This is a genomic window from Pontibacter sp. LHS2 (assembly GCF_058932845.1).
Map to the genome: position 1 here is coordinate 1,527,777 of NZ_JBZYWG010000001.1, position 11,695 is coordinate 1,539,471.

Below are 11,695 nucleotides of genomic sequence, written 5' to 3' on the forward strand. Positions count from 1 at the left end.
TAGTAGCGCTACTCTACCACTCGCAACACATCCGCCAGTACATCATTCTCCCCCACGGTACGTGCCTCCGTCGGACTGTCGAATACGACCAGCACACGCTGGTCATCGAGTATGGCAAGACCTTCGGCTTTGTCTTTGCCCGAGTTCTCGCCTGTGCTGTGCGGTACCTCGCACAGCCGCTCCAGTTCGTTGTTGTGCACCACCTGCTCCGTGTGCCCATTCACGGCATTGCGCCAGCGGTAGATGGCAATCACGCCGTCGAGATCCATGGTGGGACCGGCCAGCAGGTACATGTCGTCTCCGAAGATGCGGAGCTCCCGTATACCTTTGCCCCGCAGGTTCAGAAAGTGCTTCCGGTAGGGCTTCTCTTTAGTCAGCTGCTTCAGGTGCAGGATACCTTTTTCATCCTCCTCGGGCTCCACTTCCAGCACCATGGCCCATCCTCGCAGCACCGGTCCGCGCAGCCCTATAAAAATGCGATGCCCGTGTATGGCCAGTCCCTCTATGTCAAAGCCGTTGTCTTTGCCGGGGATGTTCATAAAAGGCGCAATATGCTCGTCCCGCTCCATCAGTTCAGTCAACACATTGCTGGTCTTGTCGCCTCTTAACTGACCCGCTCGCAGCATTTTGCCGGGCTGGTCCGGGTCTTCCACTTCTTTATGCAAAATATAGTCTCCTGTTTCCGGATCCGGAAGAATAGGGATGCGTGCCAGCAGATAGCGGTTCGGGTCAGTCTTGATTTGAGCCAGGCGCTTGATCTGTTTGGGGATGGAATCGTGCCGCTTGGGCTTCTTTCGCTTTAAGCTGTGAGAACCGATCAGCCAAAGATAGTGATCGGCCATTCCCATGCCTTCAATGTCTATTTCGCTCTTATCCTTTGCCGGAAGGTCCAGGTAGTCGTGCACATCAAATGAGTGGTGTTTGCCAAAAGAACCATCAGGCAAGCGGGTAAGGCGCTCAATGCTTGTGCGCTCATCACAACTCAACCACAAATTATCGCTTATGAGCATGGCCGTCGAAAGGCCGTCGCGCACATGTTTGCCTGCTGTATTCAGGCTTAGATCCGGGGAAAAGCTTAGTTTGATTTGATCACGCATGCTGTTTATTAGGTATAGGGTATAGTTTTCAGGTTAACATACGCAAGCCCGTCAGAGCTGGCTGTTGCCATACCTGCAGACAGCCTAATGTAACCTTAGCCTGATTGATTTTAAAGTGTGTGCTAAGTGACTGGAAACTATACTTTGCGTATATTCACCGTACATATTCCTCCTTCTTACCTTAAACCTAAACTCTATGAAATCACTCCTGCGTCAGCTTTCCCCAACCGCCTCTGACAATGCATCTTACTCTAACCCTTCCGTAGCCGAGTACCACAACTACGCCGGTACGGAACACGAACTGAGCGGCGGCGCCCGCAGGATCACCATCAACACGCCCAAAGGCGACTTTTTCGTCTGGACGAAGCGGGTAGGCAACAACCCAAGCATCAAGCTGCTCTTGTTGCACGGCGGACCGGGTGGCACACACGAGGCCTTTGAGTGCTTTCATAGCTTCCTGCCCAAGGCTGGCATCGAGTATTATTATTACGACCAGCTGGGCTCCCATTACAGCGACAAACCCGATGACACCAGTCTGTGGGAGATAGACCGCTTTGTTGAGGAAGTGGAGCAGGTGCGCCAGGCGCTGCAACTGGACAGGAGCAATTTTTATCTGCTGGGCCACTCCTGGGGCGGCATACTGGCTACGGAATATGCGCTTAAGTACCAGCAGCACCTCAAGGGCCTGATCATCTCCAACATGATGTCGAGCGTGCCCGACTACAACCGCTATGCCGACGAAGTGCTGGGTCCGCAGATGCCCGCCGAAGTACTGGCCGAGATCAAGCAGATAGAAGCCGACAACGACTTTGAGAACCCGCGTTACATGGAGCTGCTACTCCCGCACTTCTATACCCAGCACGCCCTGCGCATGCCACTGGAGCAATGGCCAGACCCGGCACTGCGCATGCTCGACCACATGAACCAGACCATTTACGTGCAGATGCAGGGCCCGAGCGAGTTTGGCATCCGGGGCAATGCCTCACTGCTTAACTGGGACCGCTCACGTGACCTCCCAAACATCAAGGTGCCTACGCTCACCATCGGCGGCCAGCACGACACCATGGACCCGAAACATATGGAGTGGATGGCTACGCAGTACCCGAATGGCCGCTACCTGCATTGCCCCGAAGGCAGCCACATGGCGTTTTACGACGACCAGCAAACCTACTTTGAAGGCCTGGTGAAGTTTATGAAAGACGTGGATAGGTAACAGGTATAGCAAGGCAACTGGAGCCTAAGCCGTCGGAAAATCAACTACAATGTTGGTGCCCTCTCCACGCTCCGCGGCTTTGGCTACAATGGATGCGCCGTGGCTTTGAATGATGTTCTTAACCCGGGCCAGTTCCAGTCCGCTGGAGTGTTCGTTACCGGTAACTTTCCCTTCCAGGGTGGCATAGCGGAAAAACATCTTGTGCAGGTCAGCACTCAGCAAGGTGCTGCGGTCATTGCTGATCTCCACGATAAACCGCTGCTCACTCTCAAATATGTCGAGGGCAATCGAGCTGCTGTGCGGCGTGTATTTGATCAGGTGGTTGACGAGCAGGAAGATAGCTTCGTGCACCATCTTAGGGTCTACCAGCAGTTCACGTCGGCTCGCTACCGAGAAAAAGACTTCCAGTTGTTTTGCATCCGCCAAAGGCTTCAGTTCATCCACTACCTGTTTGGCAATGGAGGCGATGGGTACCATTTCACGTTGTGGGATCAGCACATCTTCTTCTTTCAGGGAAGAAGCCAGCAAAGTGCCCACATTGTCGCGCATCTCATCCAGCGAATGGATAGCCGAATTTAAAATATTGACAGGTTTGGGTACTTTCAGGGCTTCCTTGATCAGCTGCAGTTGCTCTTTAATAGGTACTTCCACCTCCCGCACCAGACCGGCATGCAACTCGTCGTGTTTCCGGATAGCTTTTCGGGCCATCGCACGCATTTCAATGTGGTTCATTACCAGGTTAGCCAGATCCATCAGGATTTGTTTTTCTTCCTGGCTGATCGTTCTGGGCTCACCATCCACTACGCACAAGGTGCCCAGGTTGTAGCCATCATGGGTTATAAGAGGCGCACCGGCATAAAATCGAATGCCCTTTTCGTTATTCACATAAGGGCTGCTCATAAGCGACGGGATTTCGAGTGTATTCTCAAAAACCGTTACATCGTCCTCACTGATAATGGTCAGGGAGCACAGGCTGTCCTCGCGGTCCACAGAAGGAACATCCAGTGTGCTGAAGTTCGCTTTGTACCAAACTCTGTCCACATCTACCAGCGAGATAAAGGCACTGGGCATTTTCAGTAGTCTGGCCACCATGCGGGTGATCTTCTCAAAGAACTCTTCCGGAGCCGAGTCCAGTATTTCGTATCTGTACAGTGCCCGCAAGCGGTCCTGATCGTTGGCAGGTATAAGCGACGCTGGTTTTTCGTAGGGTAATTTCTCAATATTCATATTGTTCTCCATCACAGTGTTTCTGACAAGCGTTTTATCCTGACCTGGCATGGGCACTTTGTTTCAATTAGCAAAGTTATCGATTCTTCTCTGCTGTATACTTGTTCTCAGTGGAAGAGTTAAGGGGGCTTGGTAAGCTATACGATTTGATGATGGTCCAGCTTTAAGTCACATTCAGGCGCTGCAGAATGGCTTTGCAGGGTCTGGCAGATGTTACGGTTAGCTGGTGCTGTACATGCAACGGAACGGCAAAATAATCACCGGGGGCTAAGTCGTAGGTTTGATCGCCTGCACGCATCTGGCAGGTGCCTTCCAAAATCAGGAAGCGCTCGTGTTCGTCGTGGTGCACCTCCTGCTCCGTCTGTCCCCGCACCCACACAATGGCGGTGGTGGCAGTGTGCGTGTAGCCGATGATCCGGGCATAAATCTGCCCGGCATCCGCAGGTTGCATGGCATCCGGATGGGAAAGCCATTTCTCAAAATCGCTGATGCGCGACTGCTCCGTGAGCACGGGCGGAGATTCCGGGAGTTCTCCCTGTTTCATGCGCTCCAGGTAATCGATGGTGGCCATCAGCAGGGTCTTGACGGTGGAGCGGGGCTGCACGGCGCGGGTTTGGGCGTAATGCTCCATGGCCTGGCTGATCTGCTCGATCTCCTGCCTCACTTCCTCATGGGCAGCAGCCATTTTTTCGACGGCCTGCACGTCTTCTTCGCTGGCAGCTCCCAGTACATACAGCTCCAGTATGCCGGATTCTATAAACTCTGCAACGGTGTTCATGCTGACTTTTCTGCCTTTAAATGAGTGAATGCACTTTTCAGAAGCTCTTTCAATGCGGTCTCGGTCATGCCTAACTCCCCTGCTGTCTCGGCACAGGTCCGGCCTTTCAGGTATAGCAATTCGAGTGCTTTCTTCTCCAGTGGGGCGAGCGAGCAAAGTTCCGCTTCACCGACCTGCCCCGGTTGCAAAGGTACGCTTTTATTTTGCTGCGCACCTGATTCGTGGTCGGGCTTGGCTGTAGCGGTGTAGCGACCGGACTTCACTGCCTCAAGTGCAATGCCCCGGGCTATGGCAAGCCCCCAGGTAAGCAGGCGCTCCCTCGAAGCGTCGTATACCCCGATGCGCGTCCAGATGGCGACAAAAGTTTCCTGCAGCACCTGCTCCGCCACTTCCACATCGGGCACGATCCTGGAAATCACTCCCATCATTACGGGAGCATAAGCGTCATATAACTTTCCAAGCATCTCCTGCCTGCCCTGCCGGAGCGCAGCTACTACACTTTGTTCTGTTTCTCCCTGAAGATCTATTCCTGACATACTGGTTGTTTCTCCAGCTCAAAGCCTCACAAAAGCTTCGTGGAGTATTTTAATTATAAATGATCAAAGCACAATACCCTGACCAAAACAGGGTAAAGGTAATATCCCATACGTGTTTATACCCAGTAACAGATAGTTTTTTTAATTTACTGAATAGCGAAGTTTTACTTATAACTGCCTTGAATCCTCCCTAAGGCACCTTTCGATAATTAAAGAAGAATAACCCGTTGATAACGGATTAAACTGCGTATATTAGAGTATGTTAGAAAACACATTCCCCATTGGATCTGAAGTGTTCGCAAAAGTGAATCCAGATATAAAATTAACGATCAGACAATACCTCAAGCGCATCTACTATTGTACCGTCAATGGTAATCCTTCGCAGAAGGACCTGGTGTTTTTCGAGCGTGAGCTGATCCCCGTACGAGTTAACTAAATAAAAAAGCCCCTGCCAACACAGGGGCTTTTTTAATGCGCTTACAATTGGCTATTTATCACGGGCCAGCGCAAACCCCTAAAGCCTTTCCTTTATTTCTTCTCTGGCTCGTGTCCCCAGTTCTTTAATGAGTAGCGCCAGGGTGTGTCTTCGATGTCACCGGAAGGCCGCTGCTTGCTATGCCGATGCACATAGCCCACTACTTTGCGCATGTGGGCATAGTCCGTATCGGTTAGATCAGCTTTTTTCTTTTGAAGGATCCCGATGATTTTTCTTCCAGACTCGTGACCAACAGACTCATCTGCGTCATCCTCTTTAAAACCTACCTTTTTAGATTCTTCGGTCTTTAACCACTCCTCCAGTTCAGAAGGAGTCATGTTCACGACTTCTTTAAAGTCCCTGTAAATTTCTTCGCGGTCTTCCTTGTCGAATTCTGTTTGTGCCATAGCATGAGGTATGTGGTTTATAAAAGTATACTTACGAACGGTATCCTTTTTTGGTGAATTGATAGATTTTCTAGCGCAGCGTGTCTATCAAAACATTCTTATGGCAATGATGTTAAAGCTACATAGCTAATATCAAGCTATTTAAGCCTATATCATGTAGCATCCTCTAGCCATAAAACTATGAATGAAACAGAAGTAATTCTCCATTGGGCTTATGTAGCCATTATGCTTGGAAGTGGCATTGCGTTTTATGCACTCAGCAAAGACCCGAAAGGGGTACCCTACTATAAGTACACCATTCATATTTTTATCGTGACATGGTCGGCGCTCGCTTACACCGCTTTGGCACTCAATCAAGGCACTCTTACCGTCGGGGACCAGCAAGTGCATTTTGCCCGCTACATAGACTGGGTAGTTACTACGCCCCTGCTGTTGCTTTCGCTGGCGCTTACAGGCAAGTTGGTTACCCGCAAAGAGGGCTGGCTCATAGGCACTATGATGGGGACGCAAGCTATTATGATCCTTACCGGATTGGTCGCTGACTTGTCGGCTGATGAAACCAGGCAGTACTTTTGGTACACGATAGGATGCATTGCACTGCTTGTTGTGTTCTACATTTTCTGGGGTCCATTGTATGCTATTGCCAAAACCCAAGGCGAAAACATTACCCGCGTTTACACCGCATCAGCTTTGTTTCTGACCGTACAATGGCTCCTGTACCCACTGGTATGGCTGATCGGTGATACCGGCATGAAACTGTTGAGCCCGTTTACTACGACTGTGTTGTTCCTGGTTATACCGATTGTGTCGAAAGCCGGCTTTGGATTTTTTAACTTATTGAAGCTGCGTGGTTTGCCAATTGAAGACAAGCCTACTCCAAAACCACCGCACCCTTATGAGCCTATTAATAAGTTCAGACCCGCTTAAGGTTCGCAAAGCAGAGTGAATACCTCACTAACAAAAAGCATTTCTATATTTCAGTAGAGCTTTCGGATTTGGAAAAATGACAGCCGCAGCCAGTTCATTTTTTCTATTTACAGTGATAGGTATAGGTCACGGCATACTCTCTTCCGTCTGAATATCGGGTGAGGGAAGCAGTTGGATAGCCCGCTTCATTGTAGGTATAGGTGGTGTTATGACTGGCATAACTCGGGTTTGTTTCCTGCGCGGAATAGCGCACCTGGTTGTGAACAGATAGTGGGCGATATGGATCAAAATAGGTATGTGCGTATGGGGTACTGGGCTGCTCATGCATATCATAAGTCATCTGCACATGGTAGTAGCTCTCGCCGCCAGGCTCCAACTGCTCCAGGTATACCGGATCACCGTTATCATAGGTATAGCGCCACACCAACTCCAGCACCGGCTTACCCGAAACCATACTGAATTGCTGCGCTTCAGCGAGTTCTTGCCTGCTGTCGTAACTTAAGGTATAGTAAGCCAGTTGCTCTTCCTTGAAGTCGCCCATGCGTTTGGCAAACCGTGTTTGCTTTGCCAGTTTGCCCTGCCCGTTGTATTCGTTTACATAGCGGTAGTTCTTGTGCACGACCTCCGTCACCTGCCCCTGCTTGTTATACTTCAGATCGGCTCTGTCAAAGTAAGTGCCTGCATACTCTGTCTGGAAAATAGTGGCTAGCGCATTCCGGTCATTGTATTCTAACCGGGTGGTGATGGTCTGTGGTTTTATGGGACTGCCGGAAGCGTATGTCAGCGTAGCGGTTTGCTCCATGAGCAGACAGGGCGGGATTTCCACAACAGGCGCAGTTTCATCGCTACTGCAGCTGCTCCAGAGCAGGAGCATGAAGGGAAGAGCAAGACGCTGGTATGTTTTCATAGTTGCTGTGATATACCTGATCAATTTACCTTTTCAAAACCTTCCTGCCGCAAACTCCCGCCTGCTCAAAAACCAGCAAGCACATCAGATATTATTTGATACTGTAAGTCAAGAGCGGAATGTTAGCATGCTGACCGGCATCTGTCAGGATTAGGCCTACGCCTTTGGCCCAGAAGTAATTCATCTCAATGCCCGAATCGATCTCCATTTCCATGAAAGTAACAGAGGTCCTGGCTTGCACGTGGATCACATTCTTGTAGGTTTTCCCTTCCACCGTTTTGGTCATGTCTTTGGCAATGATGGTATAGGTCGTTTTGGTGTCGATGCCATTCATCACATTGGTCTGGTACCACGGCTTGCCTGCAGGTGTTTCTTCTTTCAGAAATGTCAGGGCTATATTCCCGATGGTTGGATCCATTCCGACACCGGTATACACGCCTTTTTCTTTCAGCAGATATGCCTTTCTTATTTCATTTCCCTGCTTTGATTCGAACTCTGAATAGGTTTTCCCGTCGATAACCTTGGTGTTGCCAGTGGCGGTAATCGAGTAAGGGTTGGTACCACCATAATTCCAGGTGGAGCCTTTTGTCGTAGGGAAGTAATCCAGTTCCGCTGTTGTTGCCGGCGATGCATCTTCGTCCTTGTCACCACACGAAACCAGGATGCCCAGCATCAGGCACCACATCATCACCAATCTAAGTTTGTTCATAGGTATATAGTTATTTTACTATGCAAGATAGGAAAATAAAATTGCTGAGGAAATAGACTAATTTTTAGGTGACCGGATTTCAGATACTGCGCTATTTGTTGCCCACAATTCATCTTATCTGCCTGATCCAGATGTGCTTTTCCGGGAACATTTACCTCTACAATCAGTTAAAAGAAAACGCCCTCGGGCAATAACCTGAATGAATTTATAACCGCTAAAACAAACTTAAAAATGCCATTTATCGAAACAGAAGACGTACAGCGAGGTGAGAATGTATACCTGAATTACCAGGACTATGGCGACGGACAGCCTGTCATCCTGATCCATGGCTGGCCGCTGAGCCACAAGATGTGGGAGAACCAGGTGCAGGCCCTGGTAGAAGCCGGCTACCGCTGCATTGCATACGACCGTCGCGGCTTCGGTGACTCCGACCGGCCCTACCGCAACTACGACTATACTTCCCTGGCGCGCGACCTGCGTGCCCTGATCGAACAGCTGGACCTGCGACACTGCGTACTGGTGGGCTTTTCGATGGGTGGTGGCGAAGTGGTGCGTTACCTGAGCATTTACGGCAATGACCGCATCGACAAGGCCGTGCTGGTGAGCTCGATCATTCCCATCGTGAAAAAGACCGACAACAACCCCGACGGTGTGCCGGAAGACAAGCTGGATGAGATCATGGAGGCGCTCGAAAACAAGCGTGTTACTTTCCTGGCGGAGTTCAGCAAGCAATTCTACAACGCCAGCGATAACAAAGAAACAGCGACGGAAGAAGTGCTCAAGTATGATTGGGCCATTGCCTCGGCTGCATCTCCGCATGCTACCATCGAAACAGCCAAAGCCTGGGCCAATACCGACTTCCGCCCCGAGCTGCGCAATGTGACGGTTCCGACGCTGATCGTGCACGGCGATGCCGACCAGATCGTGCCAATTGAAACCAGTAGTGACCAGTCTTCTAAAGAGATCCGAAACAACCGGTATATTAAAATCAAAAATGCGCCGCACGGCTTGTTCCTGACACATAAAGACGAGCTGAACAATGCGCTGCTCGATTTCCTGCGCCAGTAGCCAATACTACCGCAATGAAAGGCGAGCGCTATAGCAATTTTGCCAAACAAAAAAGGTCCGGACTTCGCTGTCCGGACCTTTTTGCTTTATCAGTTTATACCTACTACGGATTTACCCGCTGTCCCGGCTTATAAGTAGCTTTTGCTCTTTTCTCCACATCTTCGCGGTAGTAGGCTACATCTTTAAACTTAACGTCCGCATAACGTTGGGCCTGGTCGTTAAAGTGCGGAGATTTTGGGTCGCCGCTCTGACCGCCGGCCAGGATGGTCTTGGCTTTTACCTTGTCACCAAACTCCACCACCGCCACAAAGCTGTTGCCGGAGGTGCCGTAGAGGCGCTTGGTATCGTAGCTGTTGGCACCGTAAGAAGCCAGTGCTCCCCAGTTGCCCGAAGCCATACCCACCGGTATACTTGGAGCTTGATCGTTGAAAGGCTGCTTGATGTCACCGGTCAGGCGCTGGAAACGGTTGATCTCGCCCCAAGGCGTATTCCATTTTCCAAAGTCCTGCTCCAGTTGCGCAATCGTTTTTTGAAAAATCTCCAGACGCTCCGTTTCAGGTGCTTTATGGGCGTAGTAGTCGAATCGCTCCATGATATGGCCTTTCGGCGCACTGCCGTCGCGCAGCAGGTTAGTAGCATAGAAATGCGCCAGCGACATCGCCACCGATTCTTTCGACACGGCATAGTCCCAGTTGCGCATCACATCGATGGCCGCTTTCAGTTTCGGATCGTTTGGCTTCTGGCTGTCATAGGCTTTTACGAGTCCCGGTATCAGTACTTCGAAGCCTGGCAGGTAAGGATCGTAGGCTAGATCAATCAATTTATCAAGTGTCAGGTTCTCTGCTTTTTTGAGCAGGCGAATCGCGTGCACACCCCGGAAGTTTTCAGGCGATGGGGCCATGTACACCGGATAGTTTTCCTTCTTGGGGCTGTACTCGGCAGCAGCTGTGTAAGGCGTGGAATTGCAGTTCTGTATCCAGCCGTTCGGTGGATTCATGATGCGGATCGTTTCATCGAGTGTATGCAGACCGTTCCAGTCGGTTTTCGGATTGCTACCGTCCACTGGTTTGGAGTAGTCGAAGGATGTGTCGCGCTTCGGGAAGAAGTTGCCGTGGTAGTAGGCAATGTTGCCATCAGCGTCGGCATACACGGTGGCGTTAGAAGAGTTGGTGCGCATCTGCATCATCTCGTTGAACTCCTTCAGGTTGCTTTTCGTGGTGCGGGTATAGGATTGGATCAGCGCATCCACTGGCTTCCACATCAGGGCAGTGGCTACCCACTTATCACCGTTCATGTGCGTGATCGGTCCGTGATGCGTGCGGTAGGTCGTGAAGGTTTTCTCTTTCAGCGCATCGCCATCCTTGTACGAAAGGGTTACCTGCTGCGTCTGCACCGGGCGCAGTTCCTCGCCGTACTGGTAGAACAGCTTGCCATCCTGCCTTACAATTGTCTCTTCAAACTCATCGATCACATCGGCATAGGCGGAGGTATGCATCCAGCCTGTCTTCTCGTTGAATCCCTGGTAGATGAAAAACTGTCCCCAGGTAACGGCGCCGTACGCATTCAGTCCCTCTTCGCTCACGGCATGTACCTCGCCCCGGAAAAAGAATGAGGTATGCGGGTTGATCAATAACATGGCGTCTCCGGAGGCCGTGTGCTTGCCCGAAATGGCAAAACCGTTCGAGCCCTTTGGCTCTTCCAGCAAGGCCGGCTGTACTAATCCATGACCGGCACTGTTCAGTCCGAGCGATCTGTCTTCTTCATAGAACGCTTTGATGCCTTTGGTAGAAACACTCTCGATGTCACCGCCAATAGAACCTTCGCTGAAGTACATCGGCATCCAGGGCTCAAAACGCGTGAGCAGTTTCGGCTTCACTTCCGGATGCGTGTGCAGGTAGTAGTTGATGCCGTCGGCAAAAGCCTGACACAGCTCCTTCAGCCACACCGGACTCTTCTCGTATTCGGCCTTGGCTTCCGCCTCGGTCATGTACAAACGGGCACGCAGGTCGCTGTACAACTGTTCCTCTCCTTCTACCTCGGCCAGTCTTCCGATGGCCCACATGTAGTTGCGCTCCACTCGATTAAAATCATCTTCGCACTGGGCGTATAAAAGTCCGAACACGGCATCGGCGTCCGTTTTGCCATAAACGTGCGGCACGCCAAAATCGTCGCGCATGATGGTGACACGGGCAGCCTGCTCTTCCCACTTCGCCACTTCACTTGCCGTGTCGGTTTTGGGGTTGGTGGCGCAGGAAGAAAGGTAGATAAATAAAAGCAGCAGGAACGCCTGGGGCTTGAAGAGATAGTTCATGGTTTTAAGGTAGATATGCTGAAATTCGATCTACCAATTT

The 11,695-nt window shown here is 50.8% G+C and carries 12 protein-coding genes; 4 read left to right on the top strand and 8 right to left on the bottom strand.

Annotated features, from left to right (window positions below):
• Positions 1–8: 8 nt before the first annotated feature.
• A complete protein-coding gene (locus AC5FX6_RS06695) occupies positions 9–1,097 on the bottom strand; it encodes a DUF3616 domain-containing protein (RefSeq protein ID WP_493596250.1) in 1,089 nt (362 codons plus the stop codon).
• Between the two features lie 196 nt (positions 1,098–1,293).
• Here AC5FX6_RS06695 and AC5FX6_RS06700 point away from each other — a divergent pair, with 196 nt between their 5' ends.
• The gene (locus AC5FX6_RS06700; protein WP_493596251.1) at positions 1,294–2,310 is read left to right on the top strand and encodes a proline iminopeptidase-family hydrolase; all 1,017 of its coding nucleotides are present in this window, start codon (positions 1,294–1,296) and stop codon (positions 2,308–2,310) included.
• A gap of 24 nt (positions 2,311–2,334) precedes the next feature.
• On the opposite strand, the gene AC5FX6_RS06705 is transcribed toward AC5FX6_RS06700, so the two are convergent.
• The 3 genes from AC5FX6_RS06705 to AC5FX6_RS06715 all read right to left on the bottom strand — a co-directional run bounded on the left by AC5FX6_RS06705 (position 2,335) and on the right by AC5FX6_RS06715 (position 4,851).
• Positions 2,335–3,588: a GAF domain-containing sensor histidine kinase gene (locus tag AC5FX6_RS06705; protein WP_493596252.1), complete on the bottom strand. Its 1,254-nt coding sequence runs from the start codon at positions 3,586–3,588 to the stop codon at positions 2,335–2,337.
• Between the two features lie 112 nt (positions 3,589–3,700).
• Positions 3,701–4,315, bottom strand: coding sequence for a cupin domain-containing protein (locus tag AC5FX6_RS06710; RefSeq protein ID WP_493596253.1), 615 nt, complete (start codon positions 4,313–4,315; stop codon positions 3,701–3,703).
• A complete protein-coding gene (locus AC5FX6_RS06715; RefSeq protein ID WP_493596254.1) occupies positions 4,312–4,851 on the bottom strand; it encodes an RNA polymerase sigma factor in 540 nt (179 codons plus the stop codon). The genes AC5FX6_RS06710 and AC5FX6_RS06715 overlap by 4 nt, the downstream gene beginning before the upstream one ends.
• A 259-nt stretch (positions 4,852–5,110) precedes the next feature.
• On the opposite strand from AC5FX6_RS06715, the gene AC5FX6_RS06720 reads away from it, so the two are divergent.
• Positions 5,111–5,287 carry a hypothetical protein gene (locus tag AC5FX6_RS06720; RefSeq protein WP_493596255.1) on the top strand — a complete coding sequence of 59 codons (177 nt, stop codon included), beginning with the start codon at positions 5,111–5,113 and terminating at the stop codon, positions 5,285–5,287.
• 92 nt (positions 5,288–5,379) lie between these two features.
• Here the strand turns inward: AC5FX6_RS06720 and AC5FX6_RS06725 are convergent, their stop codons facing one another.
• Positions 5,380–5,733, bottom strand: a complete 354-nt coding sequence (locus AC5FX6_RS06725; RefSeq protein ID WP_493596256.1) for a DUF3140 domain-containing protein — start codon at positions 5,731–5,733, stop codon at positions 5,380–5,382.
• A gap of 180 nt (positions 5,734–5,913) precedes the next feature.
• On the opposite strand from AC5FX6_RS06725, the gene AC5FX6_RS06730 reads away from it, so the two are divergent.
• Entirely contained in the window at positions 5,914–6,660 is a 747-nt protein-coding gene (locus tag AC5FX6_RS06730; RefSeq protein WP_493596257.1) for a bacteriorhodopsin, read from the top strand.
• A 103-nt stretch (positions 6,661–6,763) separates the two neighbouring features.
• Here the strand turns inward: AC5FX6_RS06730 and AC5FX6_RS06735 are convergent, their stop codons facing one another.
• A complete protein-coding gene (locus AC5FX6_RS06735; RefSeq protein WP_493596258.1) occupies positions 6,764–7,567 on the bottom strand; it encodes a hypothetical protein in 804 nt (267 codons plus the stop codon).
• Positions 7,568–7,658: 91 nt separating this feature from the next.
• On the bottom strand, positions 7,659–8,276 hold the full coding sequence (locus tag AC5FX6_RS06740) for a hypothetical protein (protein ID WP_493596259.1): 618 nt from the start codon (positions 8,274–8,276) through the stop codon (positions 7,659–7,661).
• Between the two features lie 231 nt (positions 8,277–8,507).
• Between AC5FX6_RS06740 and AC5FX6_RS06745 the strand changes: the two genes are divergently transcribed.
• Positions 8,508–9,344: an alpha/beta fold hydrolase gene (locus AC5FX6_RS06745; protein WP_493596260.1), complete on the top strand. Its 837-nt coding sequence runs from the start codon at positions 8,508–8,510 to the stop codon at positions 9,342–9,344.
• Between the two features lie 103 nt (positions 9,345–9,447).
• Here AC5FX6_RS06745 and AC5FX6_RS06750 read toward each other — a convergent pair whose 3' ends face one another.
• Positions 9,448–11,655, bottom strand: a complete 2,208-nt coding sequence (locus AC5FX6_RS06750; RefSeq protein WP_493596261.1) for an acylase — start codon at positions 11,653–11,655, stop codon at positions 9,448–9,450.
• Positions 11,656–11,695 lie beyond the last annotated feature (40 nt).